This is a genomic window from Pseudomonas hormoni (genome assembly GCF_018502625.1).
GTDB classification, from domain to species: Bacteria; Pseudomonadota; Gammaproteobacteria; order Pseudomonadales; family Pseudomonadaceae; genus Aquipseudomonas; species Aquipseudomonas hormoni.
The window spans coordinates 4347506-4370143 of the sequence record NZ_CP075566.1 but is presented as its reverse complement, the minus strand read 5'-3'; the positions used below and the strand labels follow the sequence as shown (position 1 = coordinate 4370143).

17 protein-coding genes and 1 pseudogene are annotated in these 22638 nt (G+C 59.4%); 8 read left to right on the top strand and 10 right to left on the bottom strand.

Annotated elements, in window-relative coordinates; genetic code table 11:
• Positions 1–420 precede the first annotated feature (420 nt).
• The gene (locus KJF94_RS20375) at positions 421–1689 is read left to right on the top strand and encodes an IS110 family RNA-guided transposase (protein ID WP_214378268.1); all 1269 of its coding nucleotides are present in this window, start codon (positions 421–423) and stop codon (positions 1687–1689) included.
• A gap of 586 nt (positions 1690–2275) precedes the next feature.
• On the opposite strand, the gene gpgF is transcribed toward KJF94_RS20375, so the two are convergent.
• From gpgF to KJF94_RS30660, 5 genes and pseudogenes are all read right to left on the bottom strand, one after another.
• Positions 2276–3271 (bottom strand): glucosaminyl phosphatidylglycerol flippase, encoded by a 996-nt coding sequence (gene gpgF, locus KJF94_RS20370; RefSeq protein ID WP_214378266.1) that lies wholly within the window; start codon positions 3269–3271, stop codon positions 2276–2278.
• A complete protein-coding gene (gene gpgD, locus KJF94_RS20365) occupies positions 3268–4044 on the bottom strand; it encodes an N-acetylglucosaminyl phosphatidylglycerol deacetylase (RefSeq protein WP_214378264.1) in 777 nt (258 codons plus the stop codon). The genes gpgF and gpgD overlap by 4 nt, the downstream gene beginning before the upstream one ends.
• Positions 4037–5158: an N-acetylglucosaminyl phosphatidylglycerol synthase gene (gene gpgS / locus KJF94_RS20360; RefSeq protein ID WP_214378262.1), complete on the bottom strand. Its 1122-nt coding sequence runs from the start codon at positions 5156–5158 to the stop codon at positions 4037–4039. Before gpgS ends, gpgD begins: the two co-directional genes overlap by 8 nt.
• A gap of 191 nt (positions 5159–5349) precedes the next feature.
• Positions 5350–6114: a methyl-accepting chemotaxis protein gene (locus tag KJF94_RS30665; protein ID WP_430955024.1), complete on the bottom strand. Its 765-nt coding sequence runs from the start codon at positions 6112–6114 to the stop codon at positions 5350–5352.
• A 93-nt stretch (positions 6115–6207) separates the two neighbouring features.
• Positions 6208–7239, bottom strand: a pseudogene (locus tag KJF94_RS30660) (HAMP domain-containing protein); the annotation flags it as partial.
• A gap of 173 nt (positions 7240–7412) precedes the next feature.
• On the opposite strand from KJF94_RS30660, the gene KJF94_RS20350 reads away from it, so the two are divergent.
• On the top strand, positions 7413–8900 hold the full coding sequence (locus KJF94_RS20350; RefSeq protein ID WP_214378259.1) for a helicase HerA-like domain-containing protein: 1488 nt from the start codon (positions 7413–7415) through the stop codon (positions 8898–8900).
• Between the two features lie 117 nt (positions 8901–9017).
• On the opposite strand, the gene KJF94_RS20345 is transcribed toward KJF94_RS20350, so the two are convergent.
• Positions 9018–9473 carry a DUF721 domain-containing protein gene (locus KJF94_RS20345; protein ID WP_017340487.1) on the bottom strand — a complete coding sequence of 152 codons (456 nt, stop codon included), beginning with the start codon at positions 9471–9473 and terminating at the stop codon, positions 9018–9020.
• Between the two features lie 307 nt (positions 9474–9780).
• Here KJF94_RS20345 and secA point away from each other — a divergent pair, with 307 nt between their 5' ends.
• The 4 genes from secA to KJF94_RS20325 all read left to right on the top strand — a co-directional run bounded on the left by secA (position 9781) and on the right by KJF94_RS20325 (position 15597).
• Positions 9781–12516, top strand: a complete 2736-nt coding sequence (gene secA / locus KJF94_RS20340) for a preprotein translocase subunit SecA (RefSeq protein ID WP_214378257.1) — start codon at positions 9781–9783, stop codon at positions 12514–12516.
• Positions 12517–12638: 122 nt separating this feature from the next.
• Entirely contained in the window at positions 12639–13856 is a 1218-nt protein-coding gene (gene argJ, locus KJF94_RS20335; protein ID WP_214378255.1) for a bifunctional glutamate N-acetyltransferase/amino-acid acetyltransferase ArgJ, read from the top strand.
• A 161-nt stretch (positions 13857–14017) separates the two neighbouring features.
• Complete coding sequence (locus KJF94_RS20330) at positions 14018–14650, top strand: glutathione S-transferase family protein (RefSeq protein WP_214378253.1); 633 nt, start codon at positions 14018–14020, stop codon at positions 14648–14650.
• Positions 14647–15597 (top strand): Nudix family hydrolase, encoded by a 951-nt coding sequence (locus tag KJF94_RS20325; RefSeq protein WP_214378251.1) that lies wholly within the window; start codon positions 14647–14649, stop codon positions 15595–15597. The genes KJF94_RS20330 and KJF94_RS20325 overlap by 4 nt, the downstream gene beginning before the upstream one ends.
• 96 nt (positions 15598–15693) lie before the next feature.
• Here the strand turns inward: KJF94_RS20325 and KJF94_RS20320 are convergent, their stop codons facing one another.
• Genes KJF94_RS20320 through KJF94_RS20310 form a run of 3 tightly spaced genes read right to left on the bottom strand, consistent with a single transcriptional unit; the run spans position 15694 to position 19277 of the window.
• Positions 15694–16275 carry a cob(I)yrinic acid a,c-diamide adenosyltransferase gene (locus tag KJF94_RS20320; protein ID WP_214378249.1) on the bottom strand — a complete coding sequence of 194 codons (582 nt, stop codon included), beginning with the start codon at positions 16273–16275 and terminating at the stop codon, positions 15694–15696.
• Between the two features lie 2 nt (positions 16276–16277).
• Complete coding sequence (locus tag KJF94_RS20315; protein WP_214378247.1) at positions 16278–18314, bottom strand: sensor histidine kinase; 2037 nt, start codon at positions 18312–18314, stop codon at positions 16278–16280.
• 45 nt (positions 18315–18359) lie between these two features.
• The gene (locus KJF94_RS20310; RefSeq protein WP_214378245.1) at positions 18360–19277 is read right to left on the bottom strand and encodes a putative 2-dehydropantoate 2-reductase; all 918 of its coding nucleotides are present in this window, start codon (positions 19275–19277) and stop codon (positions 18360–18362) included.
• A gap of 140 nt (positions 19278–19417) precedes the next feature.
• Here KJF94_RS20310 and KJF94_RS20305 point away from each other — a divergent pair, with 140 nt between their 5' ends.
• The gene (locus KJF94_RS20305; protein ID WP_007906601.1) at positions 19418–19903 is read left to right on the top strand and encodes a YajQ family cyclic di-GMP-binding protein; all 486 of its coding nucleotides are present in this window, start codon (positions 19418–19420) and stop codon (positions 19901–19903) included.
• A gap of 137 nt (positions 19904–20040) precedes the next feature.
• On the top strand, positions 20041–20883 hold the full coding sequence (locus KJF94_RS20300) for a mechanosensitive ion channel family protein (RefSeq protein WP_214378243.1): 843 nt from the start codon (positions 20041–20043) through the stop codon (positions 20881–20883).
• A 75-nt stretch (positions 20884–20958) separates the two neighbouring features.
• On the opposite strand, the gene KJF94_RS20295 is transcribed toward KJF94_RS20300, so the two are convergent.
• The gene (locus KJF94_RS20295; RefSeq protein WP_214378241.1) at positions 20959–22305 is read right to left on the bottom strand and encodes an OprD family porin; all 1347 of its coding nucleotides are present in this window, start codon (positions 22303–22305) and stop codon (positions 20959–20961) included.
• Positions 22306–22638 lie beyond the last annotated feature (333 nt).

Sequence of the window (22638 nt, the reverse complement as noted above, 5' to 3'; positions counted from 1 at the left end):
CGCTTTTGCCCCTTTCGTTCGGCCCTTCGCTTAGGCTCAGGGTGCCCTCGCTCCGGCCCTGCTCCGTGGGCCCGCCGCCATCGGCCATCCATGGCCGGGGGCGGCTACCGCGGCATCCCTGCCGCGGTGCCCACTACGCAGAACCGGAACTAAGCCTCTCGATATAGGTTGTCCGTTCCTTTCCTCTTCCATCCTTCGGTGTCTGGAAGTCAGTTTTAATCAAGGAAGGAACATGCACCTGTGGGCTACGAATATGCCTCTCAAGCACGCGATGATTACCTCCTCACCTTCGAGCCCACAGGTGTGCTTGCGCCCTCTAACGAATCCTCAGGGAAAGCCCGACACGGCTCTCTATATCGCTTTCGCTGGACGTAAGCATGCATGTCCCTGCATGTACTTTAGCGCCTGTGGAGGTTGTTGATGGAAACGCTCCTGTCTCAGAAATTTACTGCTTATATCGGAATAGATTGGGCAGATACCAAGCACGACGTGTGTTTGCAGGTCGGTGGGGAAACCCAGCGGCACTTCTCTGTCATCGATCACACGCCCCAATCGATTGATCGTTGGGCAAAATCGATGTTTGAGCGCTACGGCGCTCCGATTGCGATTGCTCTTGAACTCAACAAGGGTCCGTTGGTGGCAGCCCTGCAAAAATACGAGTTCTTCTGCCTGTTTCCGATTAATCCGAGCACCTTGGCCAGACACCGTAAAACCTTTGTCGGCAGCGGTGCCAAGGATGATCCGAGCGATGCTCAATGGGCGCTTGAGCTGTTGCTCACTCATCCCCTACGATTTCCCCAGTTGATGCCGCAAAGTCCAGCCATGCGTATTTTGGCCAGCCTGACAGAACATCGACGTGCACTGGTTGATGAGCGAGTGAAGGTCAGCAACCGCTTGATCTGCACGCTCAAACAGTATTATCCATTGGCCCTGGAGCTGTTTGGCAATCATGACACCGTGGTGTTCTGTGACTTTCTAATGCGCTGGCCCACGCTTGAGCACATCAAGCGTTCTCGCCAGAGTACTTTTCTCAAGTTCTTTAATGAGCACAACGCTCGTCATGCTCAACTCAATCAAACGCGCTGGGAAATCATCACCAAAGCGATGCCTTTGACGCAGGATCCGGGGGTGATACGTCCTTCGCAGCTGTACGCGACAGCCTTGGCGTCGCAACTCAAAGGGCTCATTTCCACCATCAAGGATTTTGATCGCGAGATCGAAGAAACGGCCAACACCTTGGCCGATTACCCGATCTTTAAGGCGCTCCCTGGCGCCGGCCAGCATCTTGCGCCGCGCCTGATGGTGGCTTTTGGTGAACAACGTGATCGATTTAGCGACGCCAATGCGATGCAGCGATATGCCGGGATCGCACCGGTTACACAGCGCAGTGGGAAGAAAAAAGTGGTGCATTGGCGCTACCAATGCTCAACGTTCTTGCGCCAGACTTTTGTCGAATGGGCCGCTCACAGCATCACTCAATCAACGTGGGCCGAGGCTTACTATCGGCAGCAGCGGGCAAAAGGATGCTCATACCAAGCGGCGCTGAGAGCACTTGCTTTTAAGTGGATCAGAATCGTCTATCAGTGCTGGAAAACCAGCACTGTCTATGACGAGATGGCTTACTTGCAGGCTTTAACGCGGCGCAGATCAACGTTGGTAGAGGCGCCGATGGAGGTAGTCACAGGTTGACGGACAGGCTCAGGGCGTGAGGGGGCGACCACCGCCAATGCAACCGAGGCGGCCTACCGGCCGGCCTGTCGTTTGAAGCGTTCGCGTTCCCCTGTGGGAGCTGGCTTGCCAGCGATGGTCGTTAACGATGATGCGTGCTGTCTGAATGAATGCGGTGTCTGGACGTTCATCGCTGGCAAGCCAGCTCCCACAGGGAGTGTTGGCGGGCATGACATGGGTGTTCACCCCGATGATCCTGACGGACTTCAGGTCGGCTATCAGGCCGCCTCGCTTTGGCTGTTGATCTGGCTTTTGATCTTGATCTGCCCCGTCGGAAGGCCGAGCGCAGGTTCTGCGCAGTGGGCAACCCGGCAGGGATGCCGGGTTAGCCGCCCCCGGCCATGGATGGCCGATGGCGGCGGGCCCACGGAGCAGGACCGGAGCGAGGGCATGGCGAGCCTAAGCGAGCCACCGTACGTCAGGGGCGCAGGCGCTTGGTTACTTGGCGCCGGGCGGCGTTCCGTTTTTCCAAGTAACCCGCCGTAAGGGCGGAACCAATAGCCGCCGTTACCGCAGAAATGGATATGTACACAACAAAAAACACCCCCTAGGCCTGCCTAAACCTCATCAACTTCTTCAACAACGGCCGCCCAAGCATCAACAAAAACACCGGTCCCCCAACCACCAGATAAAAGTAATAAGTCACCGCCCGCCAAATCAGAATCGCTGCCGCCGCAGTGGATTTTCCCACCATGGGCGCCAGCAGCGCGGCCGAGGTCAATTCCGCCGCCCCTGCGCCACCCGGCAACAGACTGAATTGCCCCGCGCTCAGCGAAAGCATCTGAATCAGAAAACTCCAGGCCCACTGCAAATCCGCACCGAGCCCTCGCAGCGCCAGATACAACACGCTATAGCGCAGTACCCAATGCACACAGGTCAGGACAAACACCTTGATCAACGTCTGAACGGGCAACTTCAGCGTGTCAGTAAACGCCGCCAGAAAATGCAGGAGTTTTCGCGCCCAACGTATTCGCGTGCTGCCTTTGACATTCAAGCGCACGAGCAAACGCCCACTCAGCCGAATCAGCAGCCGATGGTAGCGCGCGATCACCACGCAACTGAGCAACCCGCCGAACATCGAAATGGCGCTGACCGTCAGCAGCCACTCCATGCGTTCGCTGAGGTGCTGGAACAACGCATAAATCAGAATCCCGCTTAACGCGCAGAGAAAGAACAGCAGATCGCTCAGTTGATCCATGGCGAAAACCGCGCTACCCCGTGCCGGGCGCACGCCGTTGCGTGCCAGCAGCGCCATGATCGTCAGCGGTCCGCCGCTGCCGCCCGGTGTAGCGCAGTAGGCGAACTCGGCCGCCATCACCACACCAAGGCTTTTGACCGGGCTGACCTTGTCGCGCTGATCACCCAGCAACAGACGCAAACGCATCGTGTTCACCACCCAGCACAGCAGGATCATGCCGAACATGATCAACAGCCAGTTCAATGGAAAGCTCTGCAGTCGCGACCAGGTCTGGTTACCGCCCAGTAACAGAGGAATCAGCACCGCAGCGAGCAGCGCGACAAACAACAGAATTGCACGGCTCATGCGGCGCGACCGGCACGGTCGTTGTACTGCGCCAGCCACCGCGCCTTGGTCAACGGCACGCGGCCCTCGGCGAGCAGGCGCTTGAGGGTTTGCAGCCAATAATTGCGTGAGAAGGGATGACGCATGTCCACCGGGTGCAAGCCCAGGCGAATCACCGGCGCTTGACGCCAGCGGTGTTCACGCTGATCGCTGACCAGCTTCGACACGCCCCGACGCCAGGCACTGCGTGCACTCCAGACCAGACCCGGCGCATCGACCGGGGTGAAATCGGGCAGGCGATAGAGATGCTGCGGATCGCTGGTGTAACTCAGGGGTAGCTGGCGCAACGCCTGGCGTGTCCCTTCGCTCATCAGCCAGGCCGGGGCGACGAAACCCTCCAGCGGCCAATGGTAGCGACGGAACATGTCAATGCCGGCACGCAGGCGTGCGAGGGCGGCGTCCTGAGACAGGCTGTAAAACTCGCCTTCGTGGGTGTAGATGCGGCGCATAAACCAGTCTCGCGGTGTGTGAGGCGGCGGGCTTTCATCGCAATGAAAATAGCCGTGCAGCGCCAGTTCGTCACCTCGGGCGACACGGCTGGTGAGCATCCGCCGAAATCCCGGATGGGCCTCCAGATCGTTGTGCCTATGGAAATCCGGCACCACCAGCCAGGTCATCGGCACCTCGCCCAAGGCGTCGATGGCTTCGACAAAGGGTTGGTAATCGGCCCAGGTTTGTGGCGCGACGTCGTGCAACACCAATAGCAGGCCGGGCGCGTTCATGGGTTCAGCCATTGGCGATCCGCGGCCATTGGCTGCCGAGGACGGCGTGATAATGGCCCAGCAGGCTGTTGACCACCGTGTCCCAGGAATAACGTTGCTCGACATGACTGCGGGCCTGTTGACCTAAAACGGCACTGCCCGAACCGAACAGTTCCCGTACGGCGTTGGCCATCGCCATCGAGTTGTTCGGCGCGCAAAGCAGGCCGCAGTCTGCGTTGATGATTTCCTGAAAGGCCCCGGCTGCAACGGCCACCACCGGAATGCCGCAGGCCATGGCTTCGAGAATCACCAGGCCGAAGGTTTCCTGATCGCCGGCGTGTACCAGCGCGTCGGCACTGGCCATCAGTCTTGCGACTTGTGTCGACGGGCAGAACTCATCGACCACTGTCACGTTATCCGGCACCGCCGCCGGCATCGACGAACCCACCAATAGCAGGTGATAGCGGCGGCCCAGGCGTTTCATGCAGTCGAGCAGCACCGGCAGGTTTTTTTCCTTGGAGCCGCGTCCGGCAAAAATCAGCAGATGGGTATTTTCATCGATACCCAGTTCTGCGCGCAGGCCCGGGTCTCGGGCATCGGGATGGAAGGTGTGCAGGTCGACACCCAGCGGTTGTACGAAAACGTTCTTCACGTCGAGGCTGATCAGTTTGTCGGCCATGATCCGGCTCGGCGCCAGCACCCGGTCGAAATTACCGTAGAGCTTGCTGACATAGGCCTCGACATTGGTGGTGACCCAGTTGCCCATGCGGTTGCTGACCAGCAGCGGCAGGTCCGAGTGATAAAAGCCGATCACCGGCACATCGAGTTGCCGCCGGGCGTCGAGCGCCGCCCAGGCCGTGAGGTACGGATCGCCGACTTCAATCAGATCGGGCTGCAAATCCTGCAGGACATTGCGCCAGGGCGCGAGACGGAGAGGGAAACGGTAGCCCTTGCCGAAGGGCAGGGCGGGGGCCGGAACCGTGTAAACGCCATCCTGTTCACTCAGGTGTGACCCAGGGATCAGCAGACTGTGGCGAATGCCCGGCTTACTCCCCAGGCGACGGTGTTTAGCATCCAGATACGTGCGCACGCCACCGCTGGCAGGGGCGTAGAACATGGTGATGTCAGCGATATGCACGATTAGCATTCCTCCGGTCCGTTGTTCTCCCTTGGTTGACCTTTATGAAGGATAGATGTTCGGTTGGGGTTTTGTGGCGGGGATGTTGGCGAGGTTTATGCGGTTTGTTACAGACCGCCTTCGCGGGCAAGCCTCGCTCCTACAGGTTTACGCAGTCCTTGTAGGAGCGAGGCTTGCCCGCGAAGGGGCCGGTTCAGGCACTAGATACGGAAACTGCCTACCAACTGCTTAAGACGCGCCGCCTGCTGCTCCAGGTCCGAACACGCCCGCAATGTCGATTGCAGGTTTTCCACGCCTTCCTGGTTCAGCGTGTTGATCTCGGTGATGTCGACATTGATCGACTCGACCACCGCCGTCTGTTCCTCGGTCGCCGTGGCCACCGACTGGTTCATCCCGTCAATCTCGCCAATGCGCAGGGTCACGCTGTTCAGACGCTCGCCCGCCAGGTTGGCGATTTCCACGCTGTCCTGGCTGTGACGCTGACTGTCGCTCATGGTGCTGACGGATTCGCGGGCGCCGACTTGCAGCTCCTCGATCATGGTCTGCACCTGCTGCGCCGATTCCTGTGTGCGGTGCGCCAGGTTGCGTACCTCATCGGCCACCACGGCAAAACCACGCCCGGCTTCACCGGCACGGGCGGCCTCGATAGCGGCGTTGAGCGCCAGCAGGTTGGTTTGCTGGGAAATGCTGGTGATCACTTCGAGAATCTGACCGATGTTCACGGTTTTGCTGTTCAGCGATTCGATGTTGGTGCTGGAGGCGCTGAGCATGCTCGACAGTTGGTTCATCGCGACAATGCTGCGATCCACCACTTGCTGGCCGTCTTCGGCCAGGCTGCGGGCATCGCTGGCCTGACTCGAGGCCTGTGCGGCGTTGCGCGCAATTTCCTGGGCTGCGGCACCGAGCTGGTTGATGGCGGCGGCGACGCTGCTGGTACGCGAAGCTTGCTGGTCGGAGTTGTACATCGACGAGTTGGAAGCCGCGACCACACGCAGTGCCACTTCGTTGACCTGGCCGGTGGCCGAGGACACTTCGCGGATCGAACCGTGAATGCGCTCCACGAAACGGTTGAACGCGGTGCCGAGGCTGCCGAATTCGTCGTTGTTCTGGATAGTCAGGCGTTTGGTCAGGTCGCCTTCGCCGTCGGCGATGTCGGCCATGGCGCGGGTCATGACGTGCAGCGGCTGGATCAGGATGCGGATCAACATACCCAGCAGGGCGATGATGATCGCGACCGCGATGACGGTCGCAACGACCGCCGAGGCGCGGAATTCGCTGAGCTTCGCGAAGGCTTTGTCCTTATCCACCGACAGACCGATGTACCAGTTGACGGAAGACAGGCCTTTGATCGGGGTGAAGGTGACGATGCGGGTTTTGCCATCGGCTTCTATTTCACTGAAATCGCTGCTGATGCGCGGTGTATTTTTCGGATACGCCTCGGTCAGGGGTTTCATCACCAGCGCTTTGTCCGGGTGCACCAGAATCTTGCCGTCGGCGCTGACCAGGAACGCATAACCCATACCGCCGAAGTCCAGCGCATTCAGGCTGTCAGCGATCACTTGCAGGCTCAGGTCGCCGCCGACCACGCCGATGTTCTGACCGTCCTTGAGGACGCTATTGACGATGGAGATGACCAGTTGGCCGGAGGCCAGATCGATGTAGGGTTCGGTCAGTGCCGAGCCGCTGGTGCTTTGGGCACTTTTGTACCAGGGACGGGCGCGAGGGTCATAGCCATCCGGCATTTTGCTGTCCGGGCGAATGAGGAAGGTGCCATCCTTGTTGCCCAGATAGGCGCCCATGAAGGTCGACGTCACCGCCTTCTGCTCCAGCAACTTGGAGACGTTGCCGGTGTCAGCGTTCAGCGCGACGTTTTGTGAAAGGTTTTCGATCAGCAGACTGCGGCCGGTCAGCCAGGTCTGGATATTGTTGGCAGTCACACTGCCCATTTCTTGCAGATAGTTGTCCAGGTCCTTGCTAATGGCGTTGCGCTGTAGATAGTCGTTGTACAGCGTGAACGAGGCGAACGCGGCAATGACGATGAGGGCGGCGGCAAGCAGGATTTTATGGCTGAAGCGCAGGTTTTTGTTCATGGCTTGGGTTCCGCTAAGGTCTTAATGCCCAAGGCGTGCTTTTATAAAGAAACGCACAGTGGGCGGTCATGAAAACAAGCTGATATTTCCGTCCTCTCCTTAGGGGGATAACCGATGCTTTTCAGTCTTTTGTATCGACCGCGCAGGATCAAAGATTAACCAAAGGTGACCAAATGCCTGATTCATCGCAACTCGTTATCGGTGCCGATCTCACGGGGCAACCGATCGCCCAGGCCATGCGCCTGGCGAACCGTCACGGTCTGGTCGCGGGCGCTACCGGGACCGGCAAGACCGTCACTTTGCAACGGCTGGCCGAAGCGTTCAGTGATGCCGGCGTGGCCGTGTTTGCCGCGGATATCAAAGGTGACCTGTGCGGTCTCGGCGCGGCCGGCAACCCTCAAGGCAAAATTGCCGAGCGCATCGCCGGGATGCCCTGGCTGAACCACACGCCACAGGCCTATCCGGTCACCTTGTGGGACATTCACGGTCAGTCCGGTCATCCATTGCGCACCACCTTGAGCGAAATGGGACCGTTATTGATTGGCGCCTTGCTGGAGCTGACCGACAGTCAACAGTCGGCGTTGTACGCGGCGTTCAAGGTCGCGGACCGCGAAGGCTTGCTGCTGCTGGATTTGAAAGACCTCAAGGCACTGCTCAATCACCTGCGTGACCACCCCGAATTGCTGGGGGACGACGCCGCGCTGATGACCACGGGGTCGAGTCAGGCGCTGTTGCGACGTCTGGCGATTCTGGAACAACAGGGCGCCGAAGCGCTGTTCGGCGAGCCGGCGCTGCAACTTGAAGACATTTTGCAGCCAACCGCCGAGGGTCGCGGGCGTATCCATTTACTGGATGCCAGTCGTCTGGTGCACGAGGCGCCCAAGGTCTACGCGACGTTCCTCTTGTGGCTACTGGCCGAACTGTTCGAGCAACTGCCGGAACGCGGCGATGCCGACAAACCGCTGCTGGCGCTGTTTTTCGACGAAGCACATCTATTGTTTGCCGATACACCCAAGGCGTTGCAGGAACGTCTGGAGCAAGTGGTGCGGCTGATTCGCTCGAAAGGCGTGGGCGTGTATTTCGTCACCCAGTCGCCGGGCGACTTGCCGGATGACGTGCTGGCTCAACTTGGCCTGCGCGTCCAGCATGGCTTGCGCGCGTTCACGGCCAAGGAGCAGAAATCCCTTCGGGCCGTGGCCGAAGGCTTTCGCCCGAACCCCGCATTCGACGCCTTGTCGGTGTTGACTGAACTGGGGATTGGCGAAGCGTTGGTCGGCACGTTGCAGGACAAAGGCACGCCGGAAATGGTCCAGCGCGTCCTGGTCGCACCGCCGCAATCGCGGATCGGGCCGCTAACCGAGACTGAACGCACGGTGCTGATCGCCGGCTCGCCGTTCAAGGGGCGGTACGACAAACCGGTTGATCGTGAATCGGCCTATGAAGTGTTGATGGGACGTAAAGGGTTGGCGCCAGAGCCCGAAGCGGCGCCGGGCAAACCTGCAGCGGAGGAACCGAGCTTCACTGACAAGGCCGGGGAGTTCCTCGGCACGGCGGCAGGGCAGGCACTGAAATCGGCGATGCGACAGGCGGCCAATCAGTTGGGGCGGCAGTTGGTGCGCGGGTTGATGGGTTCGTTGCTCGGCGGTAGCAAACGTCGCTGAAAGTCATTGAATATGCACAATCCCTGTAGGAGCGAGGCTTGCCCGCGAAGAGGCCCTTGAGGCCGCTAAAAGCTTCGAGGGCAAGCCTCGCTCCTACAAGGGGCGTTTGTGAATTCTTCAGTCTTTGGGTTTGGCGTGAGCCGCCAGTCGCTCCAGCGCCGCCCGCAGATTCGGATCACTGATCCCCTCAGCCGTCGCCTGAATGGTCGCGCCCGCATCGCTGGACAAACTGATGGTATGCCCGGCCGCCCCTTGCTGAACGGTCGGTGGTTGCACCTTGAACAGAATCCGGGTCAGGCTGGCGAATTCATCGAACATCTGTAACTGCCGTTGCAGACGCTTCTGTTGATAACGCAGACGAGTTGCCCAGTGACCATCGGTGACAATCAGCAACAAACTGCCTTCGCGCCACGAGGCCACATGGCAATGCTCGCGGGCAGCGGGCTGCAATTGGCTTTCCAGCAGACGTTGTAAATGACCCAGGCGTTGAGCATGGCCAAAAATGGCTTTCAGCGGTTTGGCTTCGCGAAGCAGAACGGCGGGTGCTCTGGCCGTAAGAGGGCGAAATGCCATGATCAGACACCTGAAGTAACAGAGCCGCCATGGTAGCAGAAAGCACTGGATGCACCCGACCCATTGCTTTGCGCGCGCTTTACCCATTAAATCAACAAGTAACTTCTGCCGTAACTGGCTTGAAGTTCAGCAAAAAGCCCTTATTTTAAGTGAGCCCCGTTACAACGCAGTGCATGCATCGTGGAATAACGCCACTTTCCTCACCATCGTTTCCGGGTAGAATGCTCGTTCGCATGCGGCCATGAGGGCTGCACGGGCGACTCACGGGGCCGCCCTCCATCCCTTTAGTGTGGAAGATCCTGCCGATATGTTTGCGCCTTTGTTAAAGAAACTTTTTGGAAGCAAGAACGAGCGTGAAGTCAAACGCATGCTCAAGACGGTGCAACTCGTCAATGCCTTCGAAGAGCAAATGGTGGCCCTTTCGGACGATCAATTGCGTGCCAAGACAGATGAGTTCAAGGCCCGCATCGCCAAAGGGGAAACCCTCGACAAGCTGCTGCCAGAAGCCTTTGCGGTCGCCCGCGAAGCCGGCAAGCGCGTCATGGGTATGCGCCACTTCGATGTCCAGCTGATCGGCGGCATGACCTTGCATGAAGGCATGATCGCGGAAATGCGTACCGGTGAAGGCAAGACCCTGGTGGCCACACTGGGCGTTTACCTCAATGCGCTGTCCGGCAAGGGCGTGCACGTTGTGACGGTGAACGACTACCTGGCCCGCCGTGACGCCAACTGGATGCGTCCGCTGTACGAATTCCTCGGCATGACGGTCGGGGTGGTCACGCCATTCCAGCCGCCGGAAGAGAAACGTCAGGCCTACGCCGCCGACATCACTTACGGCACCAACAACGAATTCGGTTTCGACTACCTGCGCGACAACATGGCGTTCAGCATGGAAGAAAAATTCCAGCGCGAACTCAACTTTGCCGTGATCGACGAAGTCGACTCCATCCTCATCGACGAAGCCCGTACCCCGCTGATCATTTCCGGTCAGGCCGAGGACAGCTCCAAGCTGTACATCGAGATCAACAAACTGATCCCGCAGCTGCAATTGCACGTCGAAGAAGTCGAGGGCGAAGTCACCAAGGCCGGCCATTACACCGTTGACGAGAAGACCCGCCAGGTCGAACTCAACGAAGCCGGTCACCAGTTCATCGAAGACATGCTCACCCGTGTCGGCCTGTTGGCTGAAGGCGAGAGCCTGTATTCGGCGCACAACCTTGGTCTGCTGACCCACGTTTATGCCGGCCTGCGCGCTCACAAGCTGTTCAATCGCAACGTCGAATACATCGTGCAGGACGGTCAGGTTGTCCTGGTCGACGAACACACCGGTCGTACCATGCCGGGTCGCCGTTTGTCCGAAGGCCTGCACCAGGCCATCGAAGCCAAGGAAAACCTGAACATCCAGGCCGAAAGCCAGACACTGGCGTCGACCACGTTCCAGAACTACTTCCGTCTGTACAACAAGCTGTCCGGCATGACCGGTACCGCGGACACCGAAGCGTTCGAATTCCACCAGATCTATGGCCTGCAGGTCATGGTCATCCCGCCGAACAAGCCTTTGGCGCGTAAAGACTACAACGACCTGGTGTTCCTGACCGCCGAAGAGAAATACGCGGCGATCATCAACGACATCAAGGAATGCATGACTCACGGCCGTCCGGTGCTGGTGGGTACTGCCACCATCGAAACCTCCGAACACATGTCTGCGTTGCTGCAGAAGGAAGGTATCGAGCACAAGGTCCTGAACGCCAAGTTCCACGAAAAAGAAGCCGAGATCATTGCCCAGGCCGGTCGCCCAGGCGCACTGACCATCGCCACCAACATGGCCGGTCGTGGTACCGACATCCTGTTGGGCGGTAACTGGGAAGTGGAAGTCGCGTCCCTGGAAGATCCAACGCCGGAGCAGATTGCCCAGATCAAGGCCGACTGGCAGAAACGCCACCAGCAAGTGCTGGAGTCGGGTGGCTTGCAGGTGATCGCGTCCGAACGTCACGAATCGCGCCGTATCGACAACCAGTTGCGTGGTCGTGCGGGTCGTCAGGGTGACGCCGGTTCCAGCCGTTTCTACCTGTCGCTGGAAGACAGCCTGATGCGCATCTTCGCCTCTGACCGGGTGAAGAACTTCATGAAGGCATTGGGCATGCAGTCCGGTGAAGCGATCGAGCACCGCATGGTGACCAACGCCATCGAGAAGGCCCAGCGCAAGGTTGAAGGTCGCAACTTCGACATCCGCAAGCAACTGCTCGAGTTCGACGACGTCAACAACGAACAGCGTAAAGTGATCTATCACATGCGTAACACGTTGCTGGCCGCCGACAACATCGGTGAAACCATCGCCGACTTCCGTCAGGACGTGCTCAATGCGACCGTCAGCGCACACATTCCACCGCAATCGCTGCCTGAGCAGTGGGACGTGGCCGGTCTGGAAGCGGCGTTGCAGAGCGACTTCGGTGTGGCACTGCCGATCCAGCAATGGCTCGACGAAGACGATCACCTGTACGAAGAAACCCTGCGCGAGAAGCTGATGCAGGAGCTGATTGCGGCGTACAACGAGAAAGAAGACCAGGCCGGCGCCGATGCGTTGCGCACCTTCGAGAAGCAAATCGTTCTGCGCGTTCTGGACGACCTGTGGAAAGACCACCTGTCGACCATGGACCACCTGCGTCATGGCATCCACTTGCGTGGCTACGCCCAGAAGAACCCGAAGCAAGAGTACAAGCGCGAGTCGTTCACGCTGTTCTCCGAGCTGCTGGATTCGATCAAGCGCGACTCGATCCGTGTGCTGTCGCACGTTCAGGTTCGCCGCGAAGACCCGATCGAAGAAGAGCAACGCCTGCGTCAGGAGGCCGAAGCACTGGCAGCGCGCATGCAGTTCCTGCACGACGAAGCACCTGGTCTCGAGCAACCGGAACTGCTCGGTGAAGAGGTCGATGTAGCCCTCGCCACCGCACCGGTTCGCAATGAACAGAAGCTGGGCCGTAACGAACTGTGCTATTGCGGTTCGGGCAAGAAATTCAAGCATTGCCACGGGCAGATCCAGTAAAACCCGTTTCATACGCTGAAATACCCGCGCCGCGACCGGCATCAGCCGTCGCGGCGTTTTGCCATTTACACCACCGTTCTTCCTGAAAGCGGTGCTGACATCATTTATTAAGGAGCGCATTCATGGCTGTTGGTCTTGGTCCTTTGCCAACGTTGCACCCGGTTGCCGGTTTTGAACTCGGTATCGCCTCGGCCGGCATCAAGCGCCCTGGGCGCAAGGATGTCGTGGTCATGCGCTGCGCCGAAGGTTCCACGGTGGCTGGCGTGTTTACCCTGAACGCCTTTTGCGCAGCTCCGGTGATTCTGGCCAAGCAGCGCGTGCAAGGTCCGGTGCGTTACCTGCTGACCAACACCGGCAATGCCAACGCCGGCACCGGCGAACCCGGCCTGGCCGCCGCCGAGCGCACCTGCGCCAAACTGGCTGAATTGACCGGCGTCGATGCCAGCCTGGTGCTGCCGTACTCCACCGGTGTGATCGGCGAGCCGCTGCCGGTCGAGAAGATCGAAGGCGCGCTGCAAGCCGCCCTCGACGACCTGTCGGTGAACAATTGGGAAGCGGCCGCCACCGGCATCATGACCACCGACACGCTGCCGAAGGGCGCGAGCCGCCAGTTCCAGCATGACGGCGTGACCATCACTGTCACCGGTATCAGCAAAGGCGCGGGCATGATCCGTCCGAACATGGCCACCATGCTCGGCTACATCGCCACCGACGCCAAAGTCTCCCGCGATGTATTGCAGAACCTGTTGCTGGACGGCGCCAACAAGTCGTTCAACCGCATCACCATCGACGGCGACACCTCGACCAACGACTGCTGCATGCTGATCGCCACCGGTCAGGCGGCACTGCCGGAAATCACTTCCGCGAGCGGTGAGTTGTTCGCCAAGTTGAAGCAGGCCGTGTTCGAAGTGTGCATGGACGTGGCCCAGGCCATCGTTCGCGACGGCGAAGGCGCGACCAAGTTCGTCACCGTTGAAGTCAACGGCGGCGGCAATCACCAGGAATGCCTGGACGTCGGTTACACCGTGGCGCACTCGCCGTTGATCAAGACTGCATTGTTCGCGTCCGACCCTAACTGGGGCCGCATCCTCGCCGCCGTCGGCCGTGCCGGTGTGCCGGACCTGGACGTGAGCAAGATTGACGTGTTCCTCGGCGATGTGTGCATCGCCAGCCGTGGCGCCCGCGCATCGACCTACACCGAAGCCCAGGGTGCGGCGGTGATGCAGCAGGAAGAGATCACCATCCGTATCGAACTGGGTCGCGGTGACTGCAGCGAAACCATCTGGACCACCGACCTGTCCCACGAATACGTGAAGATCAACGCCGAGTACCGCACTTAAGTTAGATCGCATTCGCGGGCAAGCCTCGCTCCTACAGGATCGATGTCGTTCAGAAAATTCGCGAACGACTTGTTCCTTGTAGGAGCGAGGCTTGCCCGCGAAGGCGGCCGACCAGACACTAAAGCTTCTGGCCTGTTCCACTTACCAAAAGGCGCCCGAACATGAGCCTCCACCTGATCATCGGCGACAAACTGCTTTCCTCCTGGTCCCTGCGCGGCGCACTGGCCCTCGATCTGGCCGGCGCCCCTTACACCGAAGAGCTCATCAAGCTGAACCAGCCGGACACCCGTGAACGTCTGCTCAAGCATTCGCCGACCGGTAAAGTCCCGCTGTTGAAAACCGCACACGGCACCATCGCCGATTCCCTGGCGATTGCCGAGTACCTGGCCGAACAATTCCCTGACGCCGGCCTCTGGCCCAAAGACGTCGCCGCCCGCGCCCAGGCACGTTCGGCGTGCGCGCAGATGCATGCCGGGTTCTTCGCCATGCGTGGCAACATGCCGTTCGACCTGAGCCGCGACGCACCGCTGTCACCGGCCCCGGCTGACGTCCAGGCGGACATCGAGCGCATGCTGGCGTTGTGGGCCGAGTGCCGCGCAGTCGCGACCGAAACCGGTCCGTTCCTGTTTGGCAGCGCGACCCTCGCCGATGCCTTCTTTGCACCCATTGCCGTACGCCTGCGCACCTATCAGGTGAAATTGCCGGCGGCGGATGAGGCCTACGTCGAAACGATCTACCAATGGCCAGCCTTCAAGGCGTGGCAAAAGGCGGGTCTGGAGGAGATCGGGCAGTGAAACGAGTACACGTAGCCGCCGCCGTTATCCGTGATAGCAGCGGCAAAATTCTCATCGCACGCCGTGCCGATACTCAGCATCAAGGCGGTTTGTGGGAGTTTCCCGGTGGCAAGGTCGAGGCTGATGAGTCAGTCGAAACCGCGCTGGCTCGCGAACTTCACGAAGAGTTGGGGATTGTGGTCAGCGCGGCACGTCCGTTGATCAAGGTCCGCCATGACTATCCGGACAAGCAAGTGTTGCTGGATGTCTGGGAAGTCTCGAATTTCACCGGCGAACCTCACGGCGCCGAAGGCCAGCCTTTGGAGTGGGTAGCGCCGCGTGATCTGCCGGGCTACGAATTTCCGGCAGCCAACCAGCCGATCGTTGCCGCCGCACGGTTGCCTGCGCAGTATCTGATCACTCCTGAAGATCTGGAAACGCCGGCACTGCTGCGCGGTATCCAGAAAGCTATCGCCGGCGGGATCAAGTTGATCCAGCTGCGGGCGCCCAACGGCTACGACCCGAAGTACCGCGATCTGGCGGTGGATGCGGCGGGGCTGTGTGCCGGCAAGGCGCAGTTGATGATCAAGGGGCCGTTCGAGTGGCTGGGCGATTTCCCGTCGGCCGGTTGGCACATCACCTCGGCACAACTGCGCAAACACGCGGCTGCCGGCCGTCCGCTGCCGGCGTCGCGCTGGTTGGCGGCGTCCTGCCATAACGCTGAAGAACTGGCGTTGGCGGAGCAGATGGGCGTGGACTTTGTGACCCTGTCGCCGGTGCAGCCGACCTTGACGCACCCGGGGGCTCAGCCGTTGGGTTGGGAACAGGCTTCGGCGTTGATCGAGGGGTTCAGCAAACCGGTGTTTTTGCTCGGTGGTGTTGGGCCGGCGGAGCAGCAAAAGGCTTGGGCGGCGGGCGCTCAGGGTGTGGCGGGGATTCGAGCGTTCTGGCCTGATTCTTTGGTGTAGCTACTGGCCTCTTCGCGGGCAAGCCTCGCTCCTACAGGATTCAGGTGAACCTGTAGGAGCAAGGCTTGCCCGCGAAGGCGTCCTTGTGGAAATCAGCTAAACCTCAGGCTTCGCCGCCGGCTGCCAAAGAATCTCCGCAATCCCCTGCCGCTTCGCAATCAACCGCGCCACCACAAACAACAAATCCGACAACCGATTGATATACGCCAACCCAACCCCGGCCAACGGCTCAATCGCATTCAACTGCTGACACCGCCGCTCGGCACTGCGCGCCAGACTTCTGCACACATGAGCCTGGGCAATCAGCGCGGAACCCCCCGGCAGAATGAAGTTCTCCAGCGGCCCCAGCTCTTCATTCCACACATCGATCGCCGCTTCCAGGCGTTCAATTTCTGCCGCGTTCAGCGCCTGATACACCGGCATCGCCAACTCACCGCCCAGATCGAACAGCCGATGCTGACAAGGCGCCAACACCTCGATCACTTCGTTCAACCCTGGAAATTGGCCAACTTCCGCTTCCAGCCCGGCCAGCAACACACCGACCTGACTGTTCAGCGTATCGACTTCACCAATGGCCTCGATCCGAGGATGGTCCTTGGGCACGCGGCGGCCGTCGCCCAGTCCGGTTTCGCCTTTGTCGCCGGTGCGGGTGTAAATCTTCGACAAGCGAAAGCCCATGGTTACCTCGATAGCTGATTGAGTTCTTGAGAGACAAGCGGGGTGCTCGCCAATGGCAGGCGCAAGGTGAAACACGTGCCCTGGCCCAGCGTCGATTGCACTTCCATCTGACCCTTGTGGTTGTTGGTGATGATGAAATACGACACCGACAGGCCAAGCCCGGTGCCCTGACCGATTTCCTTGGTCGTAAAGAACGGCTCGAAGGTGCGTTTGCGCACGCTCTCGCTCATGCCGATGCCGTTGTCCTCGACCTGGATTTCCGCCCACGGCGGATTGAGTTTGGTACGCAGGATGATCCGCCCGGGCTCACGGTCATCTTCGCGCTGGTGAATGGCTTGCGCGGCGTTTTTCAGCAGGTTGAGCAGCACTTGTTCGAGTTCGTTGGCGGTGCCGGGCACTGGGCCTAGCGCCGGATCGAACTGGCGAATGATCGCCTGGCCCTTGAAGTCGAAGCCGATCGCCAGGTCGAAATCGTTGCCGGCGATTTCCACGGCCTGATCGATCAGCGCCGGCAGATCGCACGGGGCCATTTGCCGGGTACTGCGGCGGCTGAAACTGAGCATGTGCGTAACGATCTTCGCTGCCCGGGCGCCGGCCTGCTGGATGCCGTCGAGCAACTGCGGCACTTCCCGTGCTTTCAGGTACTCGTTGACCGTGTCCAGTTCAATGCCGATTTGCTCGGCTTGCTCGAGGTTCTTCGGCAGATCGGGGGACAAGCGCCGGCGAATGTTCTGCACGTTGTGCAGGATCGCGCCCAGCGGGTTGTTGATCTCATGGGCCATGCCGGCGGCGAGGCCACCGACCGAGAGCATTTTTTCCGACTGCACCATCATTTCTTCCAGGGACAGGCGCTGGGTGATGTCGTCGATCCGGATGACCACACCGCGCCCGGCGCCGCCCATCAGCGGGTAAAAGGTCAGGGCGTAGTGCTTGGGTTCGTCATCCTTAAACCAGGTCACGCGCTCAATCTTCGCCACTGTGTGTTGCTCGACGGTCTGTTTGAGCTGCGGCAGAAACGGCTTGAGTGGTTCGAAGGCGAGGAAGATCGGCTGATTCAGCGCTTCGTCCAGCCGCGTGCCGGAAAGGGCGCTGGCCTCCTGATTCCATTGCGTCACGTAGAGCTGCTCGTCGAGGGCGATCAGCGCCGAGGGCATGGAGTCGATGATGCTGTTGAGGTAGTTCTGGAACCCGGTGAGTTTCTTCTCGATCTTGCTGCGCACCTGGACTTCGAGTTCCAGTTTGCGATTGGTGTGACGGGTTTCTTCGGCCAGCCCCTGAGCCTGATCGTAAGCCGCCTGGGAGTCGTCCCGCGCGCGTTTGAGTTGCTGCTCCCGCGCCTCGATCCGCGAGAGCATGGTGTTGAAGGCCTCGGCCAGACTGCCGATTTCGTCGTGATTGCCGCGGGAAGCGCGCAGGGCGTAGTTCTCTTCCCGGGTCACTTGCCGGGACAGCTCTTCCAGCTGATGGATCGGCCGGGTAATCAGGCGTTTGATCTGCCGGGCGATCACCAGCCACAACAGCACACTGAAGATCAGGATGCCGAGGCTGGCGGTCAACGTCCCGGTGTAGAAGGCCATCGGCAATTCGCTGCTGGCGACCAGTAACAAGTGGCCGGGCGCGGTGCCGGGGCGGGGCAGGGTGATCACCTGATTGCTGCGAAATTCGGTGGCTTGCCAGGATTCGATGTGGCGGAAGCGCTCCGGCAGGTTCAGATGATCGCCATGTTGCAGCTGCGCCAGCCGTTCACCCTTGCCGTCGTACAAGGCCGCTGCGCGTAACGGTGAATAACTGTTGAGTTCATCGAGCAGGCGTTGCGCGCTTTGTGGCGATGCCAGTGCTTCGGACACCAGGCTCGGGTTGGACACCAGCCGGCCGATGGTCTGCAAGGCTTGGGGCGCCATGCTTTCCTGGGAAATGTAGTACGCGGCGCTGATGAAGGTCAGGTTGGCGACCAGCAGAACGGTGGTCAACAGCACCAGCAGGGCGGCCAGCAGTTTCTGGCCGACCGGAAGGTTTTCAAGGCGCTGGCGCAATGGCATCAGTTTTATCGCTGAAAAGGAACAAGTGGCCAGCGTAGCCGCTGCTCAGTCGCTGGGCAATCCAAGGCTGTGCAGATGGGTGATCAGCCGCTGTTGCAACTGGTTGAGGTGCGGAAGGTTCAGCTGATGGCGCGAGGCAACTTTGCAGACGTAGCCCAACAGGTAGCTGATTTCGGTTCGGCGCCGATTCGCGACGTCCTGATACATCGAGGAGAAATTCGCCGCGGTGGCGTGAATCACCCGCTCGACTTCCTGCTGGAGGTGCTCGGCCGCTGCCGGCTGGCCGCAACGCTCAAGCACCTCGGTCAGTTCGCCGCAGAGCGTGGCCACTTCGCAATGATGGTCCTGCAAGCCGCCGTTGCGGCAATCGTGCAGCACCGTCAGCGGATTGATCGCACAGTTGAGCGCGAGTTTTCGCCACAACCTGGTGAGGATGTCGGTGCTCCATTCGTGGGGAATGCCGGCGGCGCCCACGTCATCCAGCAGGATCGGCGCCACAGGATGACCGGCATCCCCCAGCCAGGTGTAACCGTGGCCGGCGAACACCACGCGCCAGTCGCCATCGCGAAACGCGCCCTCGGTGCTCGACGCATAGATACAGCGTGCCTGTGGAACCTGCGCGGCGACAGCGTCCTGACTGCCGAGGCCGTTCTGGAGCAATATCAATTCGGCGTCGGGCGCCAGACGCGGCGCCAGTTGGGCCACGGCCTGCTCGGCATCGTAGGCTTTGCAGGCCACCAGCAGGCGGTTGATCGGCTCGTCGCTGTCGGCAGTCTCGCCCGGTATGTCCCAGGTTGTTGCTTCGCCGTGCTCCACCAGCGTCAGCCCGCCCGCCGCCTGATAAGCCTGTAAACGCGCCGCATCCCGCACAATCAGCCTGACCGGCACCCCGGCCCGCGCCAGACGCGTGGCCCATAAGGTGCCGAGGCTGCCGGCGCCCAGAACATGCCAGGTGGTGGACATCAGCTTTTTGCTCTGTTTGAGGCGCGCATCGGAGGCTCGCAGTGAATGATGGGAAAGACCCGTTATAATCAGCGCGGATTTTAACCGCAAGCCAGGCGTGCTCCATCTTGATCGAGCGCGCCCTTTATTGGAGAGATTACATGCCGTCGTTCGACGTGGTATCCGAACTGGACAAACACGAAGTCACCAACGCGGTCGAGAACGCCGTCAAGGAACTCGATCGTCGTTATGACCTGAAAGGCAAAGGCACCTTCGAGTTCAAGGAAAAGGACCTGACCGTCAACCTGACCGCTGAAGCCGATTTCCAGCTCGAAGCGATGATTGAGATCCTCAAGCTGGCGCTGGTCAAGCGCAAAATCGACGTGCAGTGCCTTGAAGTCAAGGACGCCTATGCATCGGGCAAGCTGATGAAGCAGGAAGCTGTCCTCAAGGAAGGCATCGACAAAGAGCTGGCGAAAAAAATCGTCGCTCACGTCAAGGACGCCAAGTTGAAGGTTCAAGCGGCCATTCAGGGCGAGCAAGTGCGCATCACCGGCAAGAAACGTGACGATTTGCAGGAAGCCATCGCGGCCCTGCGCGCCAAGACCTTCGACATGCCTCTGCAGTTCAATAACTTCCGCGACTGACTGGTCAGGCGGGAACCTCTCGGCGTTTTCGGCGTCCGAGGCCCCAGTAACGGCAGAAACGATTGGACCCGCAAGGGCCAGTCTTTCTGCCGTTCATTTTTTCGCGTGCCGGGTAGCCGGAAATCAGGAGAACGTAGATGGACTTGAATGCTGAAGTGGACAACCTGGTCAAGGCATCCCAAGCCTGGATTCCGATGATCATGGAATACGGCAGCCGCGTGCTGCTGGCGATTATCACCCTGGCCATCGGCTGGTGGCTGATCAACAAAGTGACGCAGAAACTGGGCGGTCTGATCGCGCTGCGTAACGCCGACCTGGCGCTGCAAGGGTTCATCAGCAGCCTGGCGAACATTATTCTCAAGGTTTTGCTGATCGTCAGCGTGGCCTCGATGATCGGCGTGGAAACGACTTCCTTCGTCGCAGCGATCGGTGCGGCGGGTCTGGCCATAGGTCTGGCATTGCAGGGCAGCCTGGCGAACTTCGCCGGTGGCGTGCTGATTCTACTGTTCCGTCCGTTCCGTATTGGTGACTGGATCGAAGCGCAAGGGGTGGCCGGTACGGTCGACAGCATTCAGATCTTCCACACCGTGCTGCGTACAGGCGATAACAAAACCATCATCGTGCCTAACGGCAATTTGTCGAACGGCATCATCACCAACACTAACCGTCAGCCAACCCGCAAGGTTGTGTTTGATGTGGGTGTTGATTACGAGGCGGACCTGCAGAAAGCTCGTCAAGTGTTGCTGGATCTGGCCAAGGATGAGCGCATCCTGGCTGAACCCGTTCCGCAAGCAGTCATTTCTACCCTGGGCGACAGTTCGATTACTGTTTCCCTGCGGGTGTGGGTGAAGACGGCGGATTACTGGGATGTGATGTTCATGTTTAACGAACAGTCCCGGGACCGGTTGAAAACGGCCGGCATCGATATCCCGTTTCCACAGCGGGTGATTCGAGTGGTTCAGGAATCTGCAGTGCAGTAAGCAACAAACGGCAACAAAAAAGGCCCATCCGAAGATGGGCCTTTTATTTTGTTACCGCAAACTAACTGGATGCGATTACAAGATCGACAGCGGGTAGTCAACGATCACACGGAACTCTTTCACGTCGCCTTCACCTTCGTCGGCGTTAGCAAAGTGCCAAGCTTGACGGAAGCGGACGGACAGATCTTTTGCCGGGCCAGACTGAACAACGTACTTGGCTTCAAAGTTGGTTTCGTTGTGCTTGCCATTGTCACCGTACAGGCCGGTGTAAGCGCTGCCTGCTGGAGTGTTGGTGCCGTCGATGTCCCAACCTTTCACGTAACGGGTCATGAAGCTCAGACCAGGAACGCCGTACTCAGCCATTTTCAGATCGTAACGGATCTGGGCAGACTTCTCGCCAGGGGCGTTGAAGTCAGAGTACTGGATGGAGTTGGCGAGGAAGATCGAGTCGCCGCCGCGGTTGTTCTTGCCGATACCGACGTAGTCGAATGGGGTATCGCCATTAACCTTTTGGAAGGCCAGGGTGATGGTGTGTGCTTTCAGGAACGACAGAGCAGTGGCCAGCGAGTACGCGGTGTTGCTGATGTCACCAGCTTTCGAATCACCGGTATCGGTGGTGCGGTAGATGTTGAAGTCAGTGTTCAGCGACGTGTCACCACCAAACGGAGTGGTGAGGTTAATGTTGGCGTAGTACTGGTTCCAGATGTCTTCCAGCTTGGCGCCATACAGCGATGCGGAAAGGTTATCGGTAATGCCGTACTTGCCACCGAAATAGTCGATGCTGTTGGCTTTCACGCCGGCGTAGTTTGCCCACAGGTCGCCGTCACGGGCGTTTTTGTCCTGGCTGGAACCCGAGTAGAAGTGACCGGCTTCGAGGTCAAGGTCTTTGACTTCGCTGCTCTGCAGTTGGAAACCGCTGGCAACTTGAGGAAGGATACGGGAACCGCCAACAGCAAACACTGGAGCAGTGCTCGGCGACATGTCGCCGAATTTCAGCTCGGTTTTGGAGATGCGGAATTTAACCGCCGCGCCAGCTTTACCCTGGCTGTCGTTGACGTCGCGGCCACCGTTGGCGTTGACGGTGTCGCTACGGCTCATGTTGCCCGAACCGGAAGTGCCATCGCCGCCATCCAGTTTGATGGCCAGGTAACCGAACGCATCAACGCCGACACCGATGAGACCTTGGGTGTAACCGGAGTTGTAGGTGCCCCAAAGACCTTGGGTCCAGTCTTTGACGTCGCGGGCGCCATCTTTGTTGTCACGGTTGAAGTAGTAGTTGCGAACCAGCAAGTTCAGCGAGCTGTCTTCAACAAAACCTTTGGCTTCAGCCTGGTCACTTACGAAAGGTGCGGCCATAGCCACTTGAGTACTGGCTGCTGCTGCAACTGCCAGTGCGATCATGCTCCACTTCATCACGCGCATCGTGATTTGCTCCTTTGGTTTTAGAAGAGTACTGCCGTCCCACCTGATTTATTATCTGGGCGGCTCTTTCTTTTTGTGTCGGCGCAAACTTATATCACGCCGACCATGTTGGCGATACTTGCGCATCTAACCTTTCAGCTTCTTTACGACCCTGTCGCAATTGGCTTGGTAGATGTCGCAAATTTACAGCCCCAATGCAATAGGAATGACAACTTTAACGCTGTTTTCCAGGGCTTGAGCATCGGTAAAAAGAGTCCTTGGTGAAACGTGTGAATCTCCATCGGGCAACCCTGCCACTGTTTTTATTGCCTTGAAGGCTTCCACTTCCAGCGG

Coding starts and splice junctions, on each gene's coding strand:
- KJF94_RS20375 (WP_214378268.1), top strand. CDS start 421: ATGGAAACGCTCCTGTCTCAGAAATTTACTGCTTATATCGGAATAGAT.
- gpgF (WP_214378266.1), bottom strand. CDS start 3,271: ATGAGCCGTGCAATTCTGTTGTTTGTCGCGCTGCTCGCTGCGGTGCTG.
- gpgD (WP_214378264.1), bottom strand. CDS start 4,044: ATGGCTGAACCCATGAACGCGCCCGGCCTGCTATTGGTGTTGCACGAC.
- gpgS (WP_214378262.1), bottom strand. CDS start 5,158: ATGCTAATCGTGCATATCGCTGACATCACCATGTTCTACGCCCCTGCC.
- KJF94_RS30665 (WP_430955024.1), bottom strand. CDS start 6,114: ATGTACAACTCCGACCAGCAAGCTTCGCGTACCAGCAGCGTCGCCGCC.
- KJF94_RS20350 (WP_214378259.1), top strand. CDS start 7,413: ATGCCTGATTCATCGCAACTCGTTATCGGTGCCGATCTCACGGGGCAA.
- KJF94_RS20345 (WP_017340487.1), bottom strand. CDS start 9,473: ATGGCATTTCGCCCTCTTACGGCCAGAGCACCCGCCGTTCTGCTTCGC.
- secA (WP_214378257.1), top strand. CDS start 9,781: ATGTTTGCGCCTTTGTTAAAGAAACTTTTTGGAAGCAAGAACGAGCGT.
- argJ (WP_214378255.1), top strand. CDS start 12,639: ATGGCTGTTGGTCTTGGTCCTTTGCCAACGTTGCACCCGGTTGCCGGT.
- KJF94_RS20330 (WP_214378253.1), top strand. CDS start 14,018: ATGAGCCTCCACCTGATCATCGGCGACAAACTGCTTTCCTCCTGGTCC.
- KJF94_RS20320 (WP_214378249.1), bottom strand. CDS start 16,275: ATGGGCTTTCGCTTGTCGAAGATTTACACCCGCACCGGCGACAAAGGC.
- KJF94_RS20315 (WP_214378247.1), bottom strand. CDS start 18,314: ATGCCATTGCGCCAGCGCCTTGAAAACCTTCCGGTCGGCCAGAAACTG.
- KJF94_RS20310 (WP_214378245.1), bottom strand. CDS start 19,277: ATGTCCACCACCTGGCATGTTCTGGGCGCCGGCAGCCTCGGCACCTTA.
- KJF94_RS20305 (WP_007906601.1), top strand. CDS start 19,418: ATGCCGTCGTTCGACGTGGTATCCGAACTGGACAAACACGAAGTCACC.
- KJF94_RS20300 (WP_214378243.1), top strand. CDS start 20,041: ATGGACTTGAATGCTGAAGTGGACAACCTGGTCAAGGCATCCCAAGCC.
- KJF94_RS20295 (WP_214378241.1), bottom strand. CDS start 22,305: ATGCGCGTGATGAAGTGGAGCATGATCGCACTGGCAGTTGCAGCAGCA.